The organism is Bacillota bacterium (assembly GCA_013314855.1).
GTDB lineage: Bacteria > Bacillota > Clostridia > Acetivibrionales > DUMC01 > Ch48.
This window is the reverse complement of sequence record JABUEW010000092.1, coordinates 1-16,970: the sequence shown is the minus strand read 5'-3', so window position 1 is coordinate 16,970 and position 16,970 is coordinate 1. Positions and strand designations below refer to the sequence as shown.

At 38.9% G+C, this 16,970-nt stretch carries 19 protein-coding genes and 1 pseudogene; 2 read left to right on the top strand and 18 right to left on the bottom strand.

Annotation, left to right across the window (positions count from 1 at the left end; genetic code table 11):
- The 16 genes and pseudogenes from HPY74_14795 to HPY74_14720 form a co-directional block, all read right to left on the bottom strand.
- A partial coding sequence (locus HPY74_14795) for an HAD family hydrolase (protein ID NSW91911.1) occupies window positions 1-442 on the bottom strand: 442 nt, incomplete at its 3' end.
- 233 nt (window positions 443-675) lie between these two features.
- A complete protein-coding gene (locus HPY74_14790) occupies window positions 676-1,119 on the bottom strand; it encodes a hypothetical protein (GenBank protein NSW91910.1) in 444 nt (147 codons plus the stop codon).
- A gap of 50 nt (window positions 1,120-1,169) precedes the next feature.
- Complete coding sequence (locus tag HPY74_14785; GenBank protein ID NSW91909.1) at window positions 1,170-1,820, bottom strand: flavin reductase; 651 nt, start codon at window positions 1,818-1,820, stop codon at window positions 1,170-1,172.
- An 80-nt stretch (window positions 1,821-1,900) separates the two neighbouring features.
- Window positions 1,901-2,251 (bottom strand): isochorismatase family protein, encoded by a 351-nt coding sequence (locus HPY74_14780; protein NSW91908.1) that lies wholly within the window; start codon window positions 2,249-2,251, stop codon window positions 1,901-1,903.
- A pseudogene (locus tag HPY74_14775) lies at window positions 2,221-2,346 on the bottom strand (SAM-dependent methyltransferase). Before HPY74_14775 ends, HPY74_14780 begins: the two are co-directional and overlap by 31 nt.
- 231 nt (window positions 2,347-2,577) lie before the next feature.
- Window positions 2,578-4,611 carry a sodium-translocating pyrophosphatase gene (locus tag HPY74_14770; GenBank protein ID NSW91907.1) on the bottom strand — a complete coding sequence of 678 codons (2,034 nt, stop codon included), beginning with the start codon at window positions 4,609-4,611 and terminating at the stop codon, window positions 2,578-2,580.
- Between the two features lie 118 nt (window positions 4,612-4,729).
- Entirely contained in the window at window positions 4,730-6,151 is a 1,422-nt protein-coding gene (locus HPY74_14765) for a CoA-binding protein (GenBank protein NSW91906.1), read from the bottom strand.
- Window positions 6,152-7,393 carry an AsnC family transcriptional regulator gene (locus tag HPY74_14760; protein ID NSW91905.1) on the bottom strand — a complete coding sequence of 414 codons (1,242 nt, stop codon included), beginning with the start codon at window positions 7,391-7,393 and terminating at the stop codon, window positions 6,152-6,154.
- A gap of 173 nt (window positions 7,394-7,566) precedes the next feature.
- Complete coding sequence (locus HPY74_14755) at window positions 7,567-9,540, bottom strand: sigma 54-interacting transcriptional regulator (GenBank protein NSW91904.1); 1,974 nt, start codon at window positions 9,538-9,540, stop codon at window positions 7,567-7,569.
- 278 nt (window positions 9,541-9,818) lie between these two features.
- Window positions 9,819-10,409, bottom strand: coding sequence for a hypothetical protein (locus HPY74_14750; GenBank protein NSW91903.1), 591 nt, complete (start codon window positions 10,407-10,409; stop codon window positions 9,819-9,821).
- A 67-nt stretch (window positions 10,410-10,476) separates the two neighbouring features.
- On the bottom strand, window positions 10,477-10,935 hold the full coding sequence (locus tag HPY74_14745) for a DUF1905 domain-containing protein (protein NSW91902.1): 459 nt from the start codon (window positions 10,933-10,935) through the stop codon (window positions 10,477-10,479).
- Between the two features lie 174 nt (window positions 10,936-11,109).
- Entirely contained in the window at window positions 11,110-11,670 is a 561-nt protein-coding gene (locus HPY74_14740) for a GNAT family N-acetyltransferase (GenBank protein ID NSW91901.1), read from the bottom strand.
- A 192-nt stretch (window positions 11,671-11,862) separates the two neighbouring features.
- Window positions 11,863-12,402: a hypothetical protein gene (locus tag HPY74_14735; protein NSW91900.1), complete on the bottom strand. Its 540-nt coding sequence runs from the start codon at window positions 12,400-12,402 to the stop codon at window positions 11,863-11,865.
- Between the two features lie 61 nt (window positions 12,403-12,463).
- Window positions 12,464-12,826 carry a cupin domain-containing protein gene (locus HPY74_14730; protein ID NSW91899.1) on the bottom strand — a complete coding sequence of 121 codons (363 nt, stop codon included), beginning with the start codon at window positions 12,824-12,826 and terminating at the stop codon, window positions 12,464-12,466.
- 62 nt (window positions 12,827-12,888) lie between these two features.
- Window positions 12,889-14,370 (bottom strand): cysteine--tRNA ligase, encoded by a 1,482-nt coding sequence (locus HPY74_14725; protein NSW91898.1) that lies wholly within the window; start codon window positions 14,368-14,370, stop codon window positions 12,889-12,891.
- A 198-nt stretch (window positions 14,371-14,568) separates the two neighbouring features.
- Entirely contained in the window at window positions 14,569-14,985 is a 417-nt protein-coding gene (locus tag HPY74_14720; protein ID NSW91897.1) for an NUDIX pyrophosphatase, read from the bottom strand.
- A gap of 245 nt (window positions 14,986-15,230) precedes the next feature.
- On the opposite strand from HPY74_14720, the gene HPY74_14715 reads away from it, so the two are divergent.
- Together HPY74_14715 and HPY74_14710 are read left to right on the top strand one after the other, a co-directional pair.
- Entirely contained in the window at window positions 15,231-15,560 is a 330-nt protein-coding gene (locus HPY74_14715) for a type II toxin-antitoxin system Phd/YefM family antitoxin (GenBank protein NSW91896.1), read from the top strand.
- Window positions 15,553-15,849 (top strand): hypothetical protein, encoded by a 297-nt coding sequence (locus tag HPY74_14710; GenBank protein ID NSW91895.1) that lies wholly within the window; start codon window positions 15,553-15,555, stop codon window positions 15,847-15,849. The genes HPY74_14715 and HPY74_14710 overlap by 8 nt, the downstream gene beginning before the upstream one ends.
- Before the next feature lie 14 nt (window positions 15,850-15,863).
- Here HPY74_14710 and HPY74_14705 read toward each other — a convergent pair whose 3' ends face one another.
- Window positions 15,864-16,295 carry an NUDIX domain-containing protein gene (locus HPY74_14705; GenBank protein ID NSW91894.1) on the bottom strand — a complete coding sequence of 144 codons (432 nt, stop codon included), beginning with the start codon at window positions 16,293-16,295 and terminating at the stop codon, window positions 15,864-15,866.
- A 170-nt stretch (window positions 16,296-16,465) separates the two neighbouring features.
- Window positions 16,466-16,600 carry a GNAT family N-acetyltransferase gene (locus HPY74_14700; protein NSW91893.1) on the bottom strand — a complete coding sequence of 45 codons (135 nt, stop codon included), beginning with the start codon at window positions 16,598-16,600 and terminating at the stop codon, window positions 16,466-16,468.
- Between the last annotated feature and the right edge of the window lie 370 nt (window positions 16,601-16,970).

Sequence of the window (16,970 nt, the reverse complement as noted above, 5' to 3'; positions counted from 1 at the left end):
TTTGATCTGGTTTTTTAGGCATCAAAGCGCTGCTGCCCACAACCCATGAAAATCCCCAATACGGGAAGAACCTTTCAACAACCTTCCTGGCTATATCCTCTTCTTTATTTGTATTCACAGCTAAATAGATGCCGTTGCTATAGAGACAATGTAATAATTCATCGATCTCTTCATATACATACATTTTGTAATCCCAGTTTCTTGTATATTCTTCCTTCATCTCCATAAAGTACTGCGCTAATAAGTCATCATTAAGACTTTTATTAAAGATTGATTTTTTAACTAATTCTTTCATACCATGCCCAACTAATGCTTTATAAGTTTCATTATTGTGAACATCAAACCCATGCCTTTTAAGCACATTATTCATAGAAATGGCAATTCCATCAATTGAATCAACTAATGTCCCATCTAAATCAAATATTACTGCTTTAAATTTCATTTGACTTTCCCTCTACACCTCCATAGATTAACCCGAATAAATCCAAGCCAGGATGCTTTGCTGACCAGGGGAATGGCCGGCCCCTTATATGATGCTCCATCATTTGTATATATTTTTTAAATATCAGTTAGGCGCTCTTCTCAGGCATAATCGCTACGAAATCGATAGGCTCTTTTCTTCAACATTAATAGTTTCCACTACAGCTTAAGTAATCCTTTATCACTTCCTTCAATTTATGTTTCTCTCTTTAGAGTTACGGCCCAAGACGATATTTTCATTTCCCCCATGAATAATGCTCCACGGTTCTTATACATATTTTTGTCTATCATATTTAAACATTCCGTTCCGTGGTAATCTCCACGTTCTGTTTTATAAGTTGATAGGATTGTGTCATCAATAACTACGAACATGCCATTGATCTGCCCCAATGCCGGATTATCCGATATCCAGCTTGTGTATTCTTTATCAGTGCTGAAAGGTTTAATGCGATAATTATTTCTGATTTCAGCAATTTCGCCTTGCCCCAATTCAAGATTCATTATTCCTTCATTTATCCATAAATCATCGGCATGTTTGATAGTTGTTTCAGCGTTCACAGCAACGGTATCTCCCTTTTCGTCACTGTAAACCCCGGTTGCCCTCCACAGTCCAGGTTCAAAAATAAATGTATGTTTCATTTTTAATCCTCCTTGTTAGTTAAGCCAAACATTCATTGGTAGAGCCTACATTACTCAAATAATCTAAGAAGATTAGGTGCAGCAATTCCTGATGTCTCTCCCTGCCCCGTTAAAAAGTTTTTAGGTGCATGGATATTGAACATAAAGCCGGTTTCGCCATATTTACCATCCAATCCTTTCGAGTATCCCTCATCTGCTGCGATAAGTATTACCTTTCCTATTACCAAGGATGTTTTACCGCTTTTCGAAAGGTCCACACTCATTTCATATTTACACTCAAGGGATAGAAAGCTTTCCTTAATACGTGGAGCTTTTATAGTAGTTGGGGCTTCTGCAGTAAATCCTCCGACTTCAAGCTCATTAGATTCATACTCGTTTTCGTGAATTGTCTTTATTGCAGCGTCATAGTATTTTGCGCTTATGAAATTTATGCAGAATTCTTTTGTGCGTAATATGTTTTTATATGTATGTGTATGTTGCCCCAGGCCTGGCATAACCGCATAAAAACCTCCGCCATCTCCGGAAAAAGAACTCCATGAATGAAAGCAGACATTAGATTTCCCGTTTTCCTTCAGAGTTGTTATCAGGAAAAGAGAATGAGGAATGCCGCACAGGTATTCAAAATGAGAAAAAAAGCTGTATTGTCCCGGCCAAGTCTCTTTTAATATCTCAGGCTTTTCACTTCCAATCTCAATCTTCATTGCAAAATCTACTCCTTTGCACATAAAATTTTAATACCAGTAGTGCCCCAATCTTCGGTTTTGCCATGGACGGCGGCGTCTTATGCTGATTTGCAGTCTTTTATGACGTTATTTATCCATTCGTCGGTAGATAGCACTTTGCTGAATCTCGTCGCTTGGGTAACTAATACAGCCCTATGCAATTCTTCGGCCGTTATACTCCCGGCATAATTGGTTATATCGAGTGTTCCTGTCGCGTCAGATAAGAATTCCACAAAAAACCCCAGATGTAACCCTTGCCGTGCCGTTGTATCACAGCACATTTGTGACATATAGCCGCATATTGTGATTGTGTCTACTCCCTTATCCTTTAGCCATTTCTCCAAATCGGTATTGGTAAAGCTGCCGGGAAGATTTTTTTCTACCAGGCAGCTATTTTTAACTTCTTGTATCTTCGCATAGTTGTTACTCCCGTTTTTAAATCAAAAGTTGGATAGTATGGCTTTACATCCAATACCGGTGTCCCATCAATAGCATCTAATCCCTTATGTACGATTAGTACTCTATATATTACCATTCGCTATTTTCTATTATCTTCCTTCCTTGTAAGTGCAAATAATATCTGCTTGTCCAACAAAAAACCCGCTATAGGTTTTCCCCTGTATATAGGAATAAACTGATCGACACACAACAGTAGATTTTTTATAAAAAAAAGATTTCGTATGAAATAGAAAAAGGATGTGCGCTTAGAGGCTAAGAGCACATCCCTTCTTCATTCCTACTTTAGAACTTTCAGAATTAATCCCCCATACTGCAAAAATACCGGTGCAAATACAAGAGAGACTATAGTCATTAGTTTTATGAGTATGTTCATAGCAGGCCCTGCAGTGTCCTTAAAAGGATCTCCTACGGTATCGCCTATTACTGCTGCCGCATGTGATGGACTTCCTTTTCCGTCATGAGCCCCTGTCTCAATATACTTTTTTGCATTGTCCCAGGCTCCCCCTGAGTTTGCCATCTGTATTGCAACTAAAACTCCGGTTGCAACTGCACCGGCAATCAGCCCTCCAAGCGCTGCGGTGCCGAGAATAACTCCTACAACGAACGGTACCGTAACTGCCAGAACTCCTGGCATCACCATCTGCTTCAATGCAGCAGCGGTTGATATATCCACACACTTTCTATAGTCTGGTTTTGCCTGGCCTTCCATTATACCGGGTATTTCCCTGAACTGCCGCCTTACTTCTTCTATCATCTCGTTTGCTGCCTTACCTACAGCCTCCATTGCAAGAGCAGCAAACAGATACGGAAGCATCGCTCCAAGTATAAGCCCCACTAGCACCAGCGGTGCCAGCAGATCTATGGATTGCAGCTTAACCGCCTGGGAGTACGAAGCAAATAGAGCTAATGCCGTTAATGCTGCAGAGCCTATTGCAAAGCCTTTTCCTATTGCAGCTGTTGTGTTACCTACTGAATCAAGCTTATCCGTTACTTCCCTCACTGAACGAGGAAGTTCTGCCATCTCTGCAATACCTCCGGCATTATCTGCTATAGGCCCATATGCGTCAACTGCAACAGTAAGTCCTGTAGTGGACAGCATCCCGACCGCCGCCAGAGCTATTCCATATAGCCCCTTTGCCACTGCTTCAGAGCTTTCAGTACCGCCGGTCAGGTAGAAGGCTACCAGTATTGCTGAGGCTATAAGTACCATGGGCATTACAGTGGAGTACATACCGACTGCAAGACCGCTTATTATTGTTGTCGCAGCCCCTGTTTCCGACTGCTTAGCAATTTTTTTCACCGACTTATAATCTGCAGAAGTATATACTTCTGTAAGTTGTCCTATGAGCATACCTACTATAAGCCCTGCAGCTACGGCATAGAACGGCGTCATGTCTCCGTTGAATATGATACAGCTTGATATTCCTCCTCCAAAAAGCGCTAATGCTCCTCCCATATAAGTGCCGTTCTTTAATGCCTTCTGGGGATTTGACTTTTCATCTCCCTTTACAAATAGCGAGCCTATTATCGAAGATACTATTCCTATCGATGTAAGCAGAAATGCATATAATACTCCTTCTCCCCCTTTATACACCACTGCTCCGAGTGTCAGCGCAGATATTATTGCCCCGCAGTACGACTCAAATAAATCTGCGCCCATTCCCGCTACGTCTCCTACGTTGTCTCCCACATTATCCGCTATCACCGCAGGGTTTCTCGGGTCATCCTCAGGTATCCCCGCTTCAACTTTTCCAACAAGGTCTGCTCCCACATCAGCAGCTTTGGTATATATGCCTCCCCCTACCCGTGCAAAGAGAGCTATTGAACTTGCTCCAAGCCCAAACCCTGTTACTATGCTTGCATCTTTAAATATAAGATAGAATATCCCAACTCCGAGCAGTCCAAGTCCGGCAACCAACATTCCCATTACAGCACCGCCTGAGAATGCAATTTCCAATGCTTTGTTCTGCCCAGTCCTTGCAGCATTTGCCGTTCTGACATTCGCCTTTGTGGCTACCTGCATCCCGAAATATCCTGCTCCGATTGAAAATAAAGCTCCCACAAGAAATGCAAAAGCTGTCTGAATATTGATCAGCAGGCTTACAATAACTGACACAGCTGCTATAAACACCGACAGAGCTTTATATTCCCTTGTTAAAAATGCCATAGCACCTTCATGTATGTAACTTGCTATTTCTCTCATTTTTTCATTTCCAGGGTCCGATCTACTTACTTTGAATGCAAGATAACCTGCAAACAATAGACTAAATACACCGGTGAGCGGTGCAAATGACAATATACTGTAATTCATTTTTCCCCCTCGCTTTATAACAATTTCTATGGAAAAACTTACTTGAAAAGAGGGTTATATTACCCTCCTTTCAAGATAAGCGGAACATTTTCCATTAATTTCTGCTCAATTCAAAATTCTACTTGGAGAATTTAGCTTTTATCTTAGCATATTTCCTCAATGCCACTATAGCGTTTACTGCCTGTTCTGCAGTCGGATATGCAGGGATTCCATGGTCTCTTAACTTCATGATGGATTCGTTGCACTCTTCTCCTCCCTGGCACTCCATAATAAGGGGCTTGCCTAAGTGCTTGTAAGTATTGTATATGTCAATAAAGATGTCTGTTACTGCGGATACGTCAGTAACAGCCGTAGGGCATATAGAACCGTAAATGGCATCGACATTCGGATCACGTATTGCCTGAGTTATTGCACCCTTATACTGTATCGGAGAAGCAGTTCCTGAAATATCAACAGGGTTGAGCGGTGAACCAAACATCGGCATATATGCCCTGATCCTATCTACAAGCAGTGGAGAGATAGTTCTGAGTTCTTTCATCGGCATTCCGATTCTTTCAAAATGGTCGCACGAAAGCAATCCTGAACCTCCTCCGTTGGTTATCATTACAACATTATCGCCTTTAAGCTCAGGCTGTAAGCCTAAAGCCAAAGAAACATCAAGGAATTCCTGCCAGGTTGTTGCTCTTATAGCCCCTGCCTTTTCAAATATTTCATCATAGAATGAATCATTTGTCCCTTCATTTTCTGAAGCAGTGTGCGCAAAAGCAGCTTTTACACCTATCTGGGAACCTCCCACCTTTATCGCAACCACAGGCTTATGAGGTACTACCAAGTGACATGCCTTTATATATGCTTCGGGACAGTCCAATCCCTCAATGTATGTTGAAATACATTTAGTATCTATGTCATTGCCACCATATACGATAAACTCTGAAAAGTCTACATCAGCCTTATTTCCAAGCCCCACAAAAAAACTCATGCCGAAATGCAGCATCTGGGAGGTACCCAAAGCGGCAAGCAGATTTGCTCCGGACTGAGAAATCATTGCTACGGGACCCTCAACGGGAAGGTAGGGTATGAAGCCGCAGTTGAAGTGCAGATACGGACTCCCCATCCCAACAAGGTTAGGTCCTATTAATGGCAGTTTATTGTCTCTGCAAAATTGAGTAAGACTATTCTGGAGTTCCCCTCTGCCAATTTCTTTAAAAGCACTTGTGGCTATAACTACTATCTTTGCTTTTTTTGCTACTGTATGTTCTAGAACCATCTTGACAAGATGGGCAGGAACTGCAACAAATACCAGATCTACAGTGTCCGGTATATCCATAACTGTTCTATATGCCTTTAATCCGTGCACTTCATCAGCCCTCGGATTAACCGGATATATAGCACCTTTATACCCCCATTTTTTTAAACCCTCTATAACTTTATATCCGACTTTGTTAGCATAACGAGAGGCACCGACTACAGCTATTGATGATGGATTCAGGGCATATTTCAAGTTATCTATGACATATTGACGAGGTGCATCTATTTTCATTTACTTTACCTCCTTCCTGTCCTGGCAGAATCTGCACAATTTTGCTGCATTTTTGCCGGTTCTGTCCTGAAGAAAGTCATCCGTGAATACGCATTCCTCCCAAAATCCGTTCTCATCATCCAGCCGGCAGACCCATCGCCTGTACTGTTTTGTTATATCTGCTTCCTTGATATCCTCAATCTCACTATAAGCGTTCAGTTTATCCCTTAATGCCTTTATGTCTGAAATTTCGTTATACGCCCATACAGACATATCATAGAACGAATCCGAGAATTCAAATACAGCGTTGAATTCGGGCATAGCTGCAAGTTCATCGGCAATTTGGGCTTTGCGATAGCACGGTATATTCTGGAATGTGCGTATTATAAACATATGGTTGGTCAGCCCAAGCTTCATGAAATTGATGAAGAATAAAGGCACCAGTATGCGTTTAACCTCAATAACATCCTTTATTCCATTTAACATATCCTTGGGATCCAAGCCTGAAATTTCAGATAAAACACTGAAATCGAACAGGTTTTCAACAGGTTTTTTTGCATTTAACACTTCAACAATCTTTAAATCGGTCAAATCCATTTTATTCTGGATCTTTGCCAGTTTTTCCATCTGGCCTTTTCCCCAGCAAACCTCTCTATAGCTATCACCTGGAGCATCCCACATATTTACATGAGATTCTCTGATGTCTCTGCGTATCGGACATATATGCACGTATTCTACCTCTGGTTCATCCTTCCATGGTCCTATGACATCATACAGCAAATTATCCAGAACCCTCATATGGTTCCCGTTGAAAAAGTCGAAGTCTCCATTCATCTCATAGCCTGTGCATATATCGTCTTTATTCTGGTACCAATCAGAGAACTTTGCCTTAGCCTCCTTAGTTACCCCTTCTTTCAACTTTACGAACCAGTAGTAAAGTCCCCAACCGTAAACTTGTGTTGCAGGATTCATCACAAACATTATGAGATGCTCGTCATACAATCTGTGCAATCGTTTAACAATCTCATCCTTGCCAATTCCCAGTGTCCGTGAAATGTATTCAATGTTAAATACCTCGGGTCTGATTTGATAAGAAGATTTTGCCACATTATATGCGCTCATGGCAGCATTATCTAATGGTACACATCCCGGTTCCAGGAATCCTATACCTCTTGGATTGAAAAAATAGTTGCCAGCCCATTTTTGTTGTTCACTTGTACCGAGTAAATATTCCGGTGTCAATCGTTGCTTTTTATCTTCCATTTTTATACCTCCCTGCTCGTATAGATTCTCTCGCTTCATATTAGTTAATCGAATGCGCATTCACACAATAATATAGCAACTACCATGCCAACAAAAAAGAAGGCTTTGCACGTATATATGTGCAAAGTCTTCTGTCCTGAAACTTAACATACTGTATGAATATCTAACAGTTCTTACTGGCGTATGTATTCAATATTATATTTTTTAAGTTTGCAATATAATGTATTCCTGGAAATACCCAATGCTTTGGCAGCCTTATAAATATTTCCGGCACTTTCATGCAAGCACTTTTCAATCATATACTTTTCATTGTCCGCCAATGAAAAAGTCTGTTTATTATTTATTCCCGCTGATTTCCCTAAAATACTCTGTGGAAGGTTTTCCGGCAGGATAACATTCCCCTGGGCAAAGGTCACAGCCCTTAACAGTGCATTTTCCATCTCTCTTACATTCCCAGGCCAGTTATATTCAGCCAGTACTTTAAGTGTACTTTTATCTAAAACAAAGCTCTTATGATATTTCTCGTTATATTTTTCTATAAAGAAATCGGCTATAAGCTTTATATCCCCCTCTCTCTGTATAAGGGGAGGAATATTTATTGTTATCACATTAATTCTCCAATAAAGATCCTGCCTGAACCTACCGTTATTTATCTCTTTTACCAAATCCTTATTAGTTGCCGAAATTACTTTTACATCTATAGGTATGCTCTTAACTCCTCCTATGCGCATAACTTCCTTCTGCTGTAAAACTCTCAAAAGCTTTACCTGCATATCCAACGGCATCTCACCTATTTCATCCAGAAATATGGTTCCCCCTGAAGCGAGCTCAAAATGTCCCGGACGTCCTCCATTCCGCGCGCCGGTGAAAGCTCCGTCTTCATAGCCGAATAACTCACTTTCTATCAACTCTCTTGGTATGGCCCCGCAGTTAATGGCAATAAAAGGTCCTTCGGACCTATAACCCTCGTTATGCATGGCCTGAGCAAACAATTCTTTCCCCGTGCCCGTCTCCCCAGTAATTAATACACTCACAGGACTGGCTGCAGCTAAATATGCTTGCCGCTTTGCTTCCTGAATTCCCATACTTCTGCCGATAATATTTTCAAACATAATCTTACTTGTTTCTCCGGTATCTTTATCTATGGAGTGCCTATCGCCTTTTATTTTATTTATTACATCTATAACTCCTCCTACTTCTCCATTTCTTTGTATTATATGTACAGAGTTTTTTATACTATGCTTAATTCCATTTTTATGATATCCCACGATAAATTCATCGTTTTGATAATTCCGTCCGGACTTCAGCATATCCACAATTTTGGTGCCGAACTCCAATACTTCACTTACAGGCTTTCCTACAGCATCTTTGCTATTTATTAATAAGATTCTTTCTGCGCTTTTATTGATATTTATCAATATTCCTCTTTTATCAATGGTAATAACCCCGTCAGAAACCGAGTCAAGTATGGATTTGTAATAACTTCCGAGTAAATTTATCTCCTCTGCAGTATTGATCATTCGTAGATGATTTTCTATTGCCATTTCAGCTATTATCAACATGCCGAATATCTCTTCATTAGCCCTTGGACAATTCGCTGCTATACCGAGAACCCCCAAAATATCTCCATTGACATCTTTTATTGGTACTGCTGAGCACGCCCGCTTTTTCAGCTCAATACAAAACTTTTCTTCCGACATAAATGAAACCGGGCTTCTTAAATTAAGCACCATTGAAACTGCTGTTGTCCCAACACTCTTTTCACTCCAGGACGCACCGATTTTAAAGCATATTTTTTCAGCGAATTCTTCAGACACATTTTTATCTCCTTCGATGTGTATGAGGTTGCCTTCATTATCTGTAAAGAAAATAAGGTAGCCTAATCCCTGAATAATCTCATAAATTTTTCCCGTATAGCTTTTTACTATTCTTATGAGCTTATCATTCTTCTTCAGTAAATTGATTAGCTCATTATGGGCAAGTATTATGTTAGCTCTTCCATCATATGGGTTAATACCATATTCTTTCGATCTCTCCCATGAATCCAATATATATGTATTAACATGCTCAGGCTTTTTACCGCTGGTAATAAAGTCCTGCCATTCCCCTCTAAGGCATAAGTCTTTTGTGCTCTCATTCGCTAACATTTTGCTCCCTCCCGATTTTCACTCACTTAATATAATGAAGCACAGTGGTGTTGCATAGAAGTTTTTGAAAAAAATCAACTGTAATATTTACCTGTAGAAAGGCGGTTTAACTGGAAATAGGAGTATGAAACTGTTCTACGTTGGTGTAAAATCAGCTAGTCGTATATGGTGGTATTTATCCATTCGGCGGTATTTCCCGCCATCTGTCATAGATTTGTTATCAGAACATGCCATCGTCAATTTTAACTTTATAAAAGGGTTACACTAGTTCAAACCTATTACTCTTTCGACATTTCTTCAATTTCTATATAAAATCTATACAAAACATACTTAAATTTGTAATTCAGATTATCAAGCTGCTTTTTTTCATACTGCTCCAGTTCTTGTTTCATGTTATCTAGCTGTTTATTTCTCTGTGACTCCCATACCAGGTAAAAAATCACTTCATCAATTAGTACAGATTTTTGATTGCTTAACTCTTGAATAAACTTGTCAGTTCCAGCCTCTTCCCACTTTTTATGTAATATCCCTCCATAGTATTCAAGATGCTCTTCATTATAGAAAGGTGTAGTGTGCTGAAAAATGTGCGATAATGATCCTTCAGGGTTAAAAGTTTCCATATGGGTTTTAAGCATTTCTTCTATTAGTTCATCCTGAGGCAATTGATTCAGTTGATAGTTAATTTTATACGTTTCAAACTCTCTTGAAATTGTATCCCTTTCTTCTTTCACTTTCATATATTCTTTTCTTAGATTATAAAGCTCATTTGCCAATCTTCTAATTTCGTCCTCGTCTTTTTGCACTGGTGTACATCCAGATAGTAAAACAAGTAAAGCAATATAGATTGCCAAAATCCTTTTAGAAACCATATATATCCCTCTTTCAAGAAAGAATTTCACCTACGGCGGATTTTATCTGACCTAGGCCCAGTGTCGCTCATTTTTTCTTTAAATCCATAATTATTTTTTCTAACCTGCTTTTTAATGTCTCTTCTTTTTTGGCGCTTGTTAAAAGACGCGATATTTCCTTTTTTCGTGTGTAAGATAACTTTTCATAGTTTTCCGGTAACGTTTTGTCGACTTTAAATTTCTCCACTAATAGAGGATGCACATCAACTATTCTTTCATTTTCATCCTTATAAAGGCGTATTTGTACTTTGTCTCCTATGTTTTTTCCAATCTTATTTCGGATCTCCTTCGGTACGCCTATAATATGGCATTGAGTACCCATTTTAACTAATGAACCTCTATATTCCATGTTTTCAAAATAACAAATGACTTTGACGCGTCCTTTTACACCAAATTCTTCTTCGACATTAAATGGAAATTCTATATAGGCTCCGCCGCTTCCAACTTCTGACGCTTTTATTATTGCTTCAAATTTGTATTCCTTGATGTCGCTCATTAATCATCACTCCCACAATACGCTTATTCTTACTGATCATAGACAGCCGGCCAGCGCCATCTATTCATCTCCTTTTTGCCAGACAAATGTTCTATATATAAGACATATGAATTTTGACCTGAGGCATTCATCAGCTATTATATATGGAATGTATTCTCTTTTTTATCAGAAAACCCTAAAGTTGACCGGTGTATCCCCCAATTTGCGGTGCCAGATCATATGGTCGGAGCCTTCTCTCCAGTAATCCTTTAAAATAATATTCGGCTTCCCGAACTTCTTTTGCCAAACATACTGTGCTCTCGTATAACCGCTGTCCAGGCAAAATTCTTCAATACCCCTGCTGAGAAAGGCGATGAGCATGGAGTTGAGTAAGAGAGTTCCAATACCTTTCTTCTGGTATTCCGGAAGAACATAAACACTTCCCAGCTCAAACACATCCTTCAGTTTTCCATCCGAGCAATCCTTTATCAGCTCGCTGCACGGCCCGTAGGCAATAGTTCCGACAATTTTTCCCTGACTACATGCAATGAGAAAGAACCGCTCCGCGCCATTCGTCTCAAGGTCTTCTCTCAGAAGCTGCCTTTTCTCTGCAATCTGACTGTTTATCCCTTCGAGGTCGTCACCAACACCTTCCTTTGCAAAGGCATCGGCAATGGTTACCGTAAACAGGCGATCCAGTTCTTCAATGTCCGTCCAACATGGCCTGCGTATTGAAATATCCAGCATAATGTTTTCCACCTTTGATGAATCAATTATTTTCATGCCTTAAACACCACTGTTACCATTACTAGGATAACTTATCTATAACTATAGACAACGCAACTAAACTATTTACATGCACAAAAGCGTAAGCGTTGGCTAAGTTGTAAATCGCTTCATATTCAATGTAATTTATTTAGTGCGATTTATATAGCGCCATTATGCTTGCATAATAGTTTCAATATTGTCCAATAAATATTTTTTGCCTTTATCATTAATAACCACCATATCGTATTCATTCCCGTTATATACTCTTCTTTCAGTTTCAAACCCGTACTGAATAGAGGTATCATTTGTTATTGTCCTTTTTCTACCCGCATCTGTTTCTTCTTCGCTTAAAATGCCCATCTTTTTTAACTTCTTATTTAATTCAACACCTGTTAGCTTTTTACTGCTGGTCGGGTCTATGCATGCATTTATACTTTTTGAAAATTCATTAACTCCAATTTTTCCTTCAGGGAATTGCACTTTGCTTTTCTGCTCCGGGGTTATAAAAAAATGTGATAGTTTGCGGTTGCTATAAACGCCCTTTAGCACATTATCCAGTACTTCGGTAACGAAATAAAAACATCGTATGATTTTGGGGTCATTCAGAAAACTATCACCTTCTATTTGTTCCCCCGTTAATGGATCAATTCCTTTTGCAATTTTTTGTAAGACGATTTTTGCCTTTTCGATCTTTTCAGATTCACTATGCATAATAGAACCTCCATTAGGATTTTTATTCTATATATTACCATGTTAGGCGCTGATTTGGCAATTAATCTCCAACAGGTTTAACTGTATCTTCTTCAATCATTAATACAATTGCCTTCTGTTTTGCTATTGGGCGATGCATTACACCTTTGGGTATACAAATACCCTGTTGTTCTTCTAATTCAAACGTCCCTTTCTCAGTTTCAATCATTAGACTCCCATTTAAAACAAAAAACACCTCGTCTTCTTTATCATGTTTGTGCCAATGAAACTCTCCCTCAAAGATACCTAATCGTAATAATGAGCTGTTTACTTTACAAAGGGTTTGGTTAAACCATATCTCGGTACACTTATTGACAACATCAGGTACATCGATAACTTGTAGATAATCATACTTAATATCCATATTCATAGTGTACTTCATCATGTACTCACCTCCCTTGTTCGTTTTTGCCGGCCGAGGATGGCCGGCCCCTTTGGCGACCTATGTCATCTAAATTCAGCCCCTATACTGTATAACTCCTTAATGTCCCAGCTTGTACCATCTTTGCCGTCTTTTATTATTATACCTTGTTCCAACAGTGCCTCTCTTAATTTATCGGCTATTTCATAATTCTTATGGGATTTTGCATCTTTCCTCTGCAATATTGTCTCTTCAATATAGTCAGCAGATATGCCTAATAGCTTTAAATGTTTACTTTTAAGTTCTTTTACAAATTCTTGCGGATCCTCTTGCAATAAACCTATTACTGAAAACACTTGTACTATTTTGGCTTTAATTTGAGATAGTGTTACAGAAATATCTTCGCGTAAATATTTCTTACTCATCAGTAGTGTGTTGACATATTTACAAATCGCAAATAGATGCGCTATAGCGGTAGCAGTATTAAAATCATCATCCATAGAAGCAATGAAATGCTTTTCTATATCTTCTACAATGGAATAATCAATAAGCTTACCATTCGTGCTATTCCCATAATTACTTGTGAATGAGCAAATTTTTGCCAATGTATTATAAAAATAATAAAGTTGCTTTTCAGATAAAGAAAATACCTTTTCATTTAAATCTATATCAGTCGAGTAATGCTTTTCGAGCATGGCATATCTGATCACTTCGGGATGATATTTCTCGAGGGCTTGTTTAATAGTCATCGAATTACCGAGAGATTTGCTCATTTTCTGGCCGTTCATCGTAATCAATCCATTATGAACCCAATATTTCGCTAGCTGCTTTCCCGTATACGTCTCACTCTGAGCAATTTCATTTTCATGATGCGGAAAAATCAAGTCCTTCCCTCCACCATGTATATCAATACTTTCACCCAAAGTATCCAGAATCATTGCTGAGCATTCTATATGCCAACCGGGTCTGCCATTTCCCCACGGGCTTTCCCAATATATCTCTCCATCTCTGGCAGATTTCCAAAGGGCGAAATCTAACGGGCTTTCTTTTCCTTCTTCAACATCTTTTCTTACTCCGCTTAATAATTCTTCTGTATTTCTATTCGATAATTTCCCATATTCTTTAATACTACCTACTGAAAAATAGACGTCTCCTCGCTCTGTTGCATAAGCATGGCCTTTTCTAACTAAACCGTCGATAAAAACTATTATTTTATCAATATACTCGGATGCCTTCGGTTTGATATCCGCATCTATTACTCTTAACCTTGCTAAATCCTCTTCTGCCTCTTCTATCTTTTTTTGTGAGTAGCTCAACACACTAATACCCTCAGCATTGGCTCGTGCTATAATTTTATCATCTACGTCAGTATAATTTCTTACATAGGTGACATCATACCCTTTATATCGCAGATACTGGCTGATTACATCAAATACTATAGCCTGCCTTGCATGCTCAATATGACAGTCGTCATATACTGTAATACCGCAAGCATACATCTTTACTTTATTTTCATCAATGGGTATAAAATCTTCTTTTACTCTACTGAAAACGTTAAACAGTCTCATATCTGTTCCCCCGCAACAAAAGTTATATTTTCATCTGCTATCGATCCAATATCGAAAAAATCTACTTTCATTTGTCATCCTCATTTCGGTTTTTGGCGGCCTCTTTATTTAGTTGCCAATATATCAAGGAATCATCTTAAATTCAATCGATTAACCCAATAGTCTTCATAGCCCATCCCCCTTCAACAGGTCCGCCACCTACGGCGAACCGTTAGCTATCCTTTGATTTAATTCCCAAAGCGCTGTCTTATTACTGTCCCATGCAAGCAATTCCATAGCTTCATCGTATTTAAGCCACTTGTATTCCAAATGCTCCGAAGAGAGTCTCAGTGCTTGCTCCTTAGCCTGTACAGCAAATGCGTATTCAATAACAACATAAACCCCATCCTCACCAACAGTAAATCCAAATGTATCTGCCGGGATTGCCGCTATACTATCTAGCTGGATAACATCTGCCTGGTTAATCCCTGCCTCTTCCCAGCATTCCCTTCTCGCGGCGTCCAGAAGATCCTCACCTTCTTCGACGCCCCCGGCAATCCATTGCCAACGTCCCATATCGCTACGTAGGAAAACCGCAAATAGTGCATTTCTCTGCTCATCGAAAAAATAAGGAATAACTAAGACGTTACTGGCTGTCCGGGCCAACCAAACCCCTCCCTCAGGCGGTTCTCATTCTATATATTACCATTCGCTATTTTCTATTATCTTCCTTCCCTGTAAATACAAATAATATCTGCTTGTCCAACAAAAAACCCCGCTATAGGTTTTTCCATGCATAACAGGATTTTTCTTGCTTTATTTACATGCGATATAATTATGATATAATAATGATATAAACTGCATTGAAAGGTGATGTTAAAATGTATAAAATCATTCCAAGTACAGACCTGAGAAATAAATACTCCCAAATTGCTGAATTTGCTAAACATAATCATGAGCCTATTGTGTTAACTAAAAACGGTGAAGGCGACTTGATTGTTATGAGTATTGAGTTGTTCGAAGAAAAAGAAACCGAATTACAGCTATATAAACGACTTGCGGAAAACAAAATGGATATTGCAAAAGGCTATTTTCAATCTGGGTCAGAACTTTCAAAGCAATTGAGCAAGTATATAAAACATGACAATACGGCCCTAATAAACGAGCTTAAGGAGACTTACCTGCCAAAAGGAGAACCGACCGATGTATAATGTCATCGTCCCTTCTAAAGTAAGTTTGGAAATCATTACCGAACTTGACTTCTGGTCACAAAAAAACGAATCTTTTGCTGAAAAAGTTGCGATTGAACTTGATTTCCATCTAACTCAAACTTTAAAATATAATCCTGGCTTTGGCGCTCTAAAAGCAAAAAAAGCTAACCTTTTATACTACTTGATACAGAAACAGTTTAAGCTGGTATTTGAAGTTGATGAACTTAACAAACAAGTAGTCGTCCACTACTTCTTCAATACTAGAAAATCTATATCTGAATATGTTTGATCTATGGTGCTGTATCAGCACTTCGTTAATTCCAGGTATTCTTCCACTTTTTTATATAAAAAAGGCTGTATCAAAGGATATGTAAGATTATCTTTCGGAAAATCTCTTTTGAAACAAATTTCTTTTATCTCTGTTTTGGGTAATTGCCCTATTGTTTTTACTTCCGCGAAATAAAGCTTCCCAAACGATATTTCCCCTTTACTTGAAACAGAATAAATGCAAACTGGAAATAGCTCGAATTCTTCTGCACCAGTTTCTTCAAACAGCTCACGCTGAGCCGCTTGTTCCAAAGTCTCCGAAGGTTCTCGATGCCCACCGGGTACTTCCAAAGTTACGCGATCTTTATGTCTAACAAATATCCATTTCCCTTCATATCTTGACACCATCACTACAAAAGTTATTCTTCCATCTTCTATCGATCCAATATCGAAAAAATCTACTTTCATTTATCTCCCTCATTTCTGTTTTTGGCTGCCGTTTTGTTTAGTTGTCAAAATATTAGAGAATTATTCTTACCTGTTTCTTCAAATCCACATTTCTTCAGGACTCGAATAGAGCCTAAATTATCTTTCAAGCAATCCGCCTTATTTCCTTTAACATCGCTATTTGAAAATGATTATTTTAATAGGCCGTCAACAGCTTCAAAGCAATAACCTTTTTTCCTTTCTTCTTCGATAAGGCCATACCCTATCTCAATCATTCCATTTTCATCCGGGCTTCCCTTGAAGCTGGCATCTCCAATGACTGACATATCTTCATCCAAGGGTCAAATCCGGTAATCTCCGTGTAATGCTCCATACGTTTTGAACGATGGGTAGAATATATATATCCAATGTATCCCGGATTTTCACTCAACAAAAACACTCCTTTTAAACTATTTTATTATCTTAACTAAGACCGATCCATTGCCAATGTCCCATATCGCTACGCAGGAAAACCGCAAATAGTGCATTTCTCTGGTCATCGATAAAATATGGAATAACTAAGACGTTACTCCTGACTTTAGGAGATAATCGCCAATAACAACGAATAGTACCACCCGAGAATGCTGAATCTATCAGGTTTCCCGGGTTTTTTTGATGCAAAATTTATCTCAATATTTTGTCCTGTTATTTCCTGTT

Bases quoted from the DNA above. Each gene is read 5' to 3' on its own strand.
- HPY74_14750 (NSW91903.1), bottom strand. From the start codon at position 10,409: ATGGTTTCTAAAAGGATTTTGGCAATCTATATTGCTTTACTTGTTTTA.
- HPY74_14785 (NSW91909.1), bottom strand. From the start codon at position 1,820: ATGAAGATTGAGATTGGAAGTGAAAAGCCTGAGATATTAAAAGAGACT.
- HPY74_14760 (NSW91905.1), bottom strand. From the start codon at position 7,393: ATGGAAGATAAAAAGCAACGATTGACACCGGAATATTTACTCGGTACA.
- HPY74_14765 (NSW91906.1), bottom strand. From the start codon at position 6,151: ATGAAAATAGATGCACCTCGTCAATATGTCATAGATAACTTGAAATAT.
- HPY74_14735 (NSW91900.1), bottom strand. From the start codon at position 12,402: ATGCATAGTGAATCTGAAAAGATCGAAAAGGCAAAAATCGTCTTACAA.
- HPY74_14770 (NSW91907.1), bottom strand. From the start codon at position 4,611: ATGAATTACAGTATATTGTCATTTGCACCGCTCACCGGTGTATTTAGT.
- HPY74_14715 (NSW91896.1), top strand. From the start codon at position 15,231: ATGTATAAAATCATTCCAAGTACAGACCTGAGAAATAAATACTCCCAA.
- HPY74_14710 (NSW91895.1), top strand. From the start codon at position 15,553: ATGTATAATGTCATCGTCCCTTCTAAAGTAAGTTTGGAAATCATTACC.
- HPY74_14730 (NSW91899.1), bottom strand. From the start codon at position 12,826: ATGATGAAGTACACTATGAATATGGATATTAAGTATGATTATCTACAA.
- HPY74_14725 (NSW91898.1), bottom strand. From the start codon at position 14,370: ATGAGACTGTTTAACGTTTTCAGTAGAGTAAAAGAAGATTTTATACCC.
- HPY74_14705 (NSW91894.1), bottom strand. From the start codon at position 16,295: ATGAAAGTAGATTTTTTCGATATTGGATCGATAGAAGATGGAAGAATA.
- HPY74_14790 (NSW91910.1), bottom strand. From the start codon at position 1,119: ATGAAACATACATTTATTTTTGAACCTGGACTGTGGAGGGCAACCGGG.
- HPY74_14700 (NSW91893.1), bottom strand. From the start codon at position 16,600: ATGTCAGTCATTGGAGATGCCAGCTTCAAGGGAAGCCCGGATGAAAAT.
- HPY74_14740 (NSW91901.1), bottom strand. From the start codon at position 11,670: ATGCTGGATATTTCAATACGCAGGCCATGTTGGACGGACATTGAAGAA.
- HPY74_14755 (NSW91904.1), bottom strand. From the start codon at position 9,540: ATGTTAGCGAATGAGAGCACAAAAGACTTATGCCTTAGAGGGGAATGG.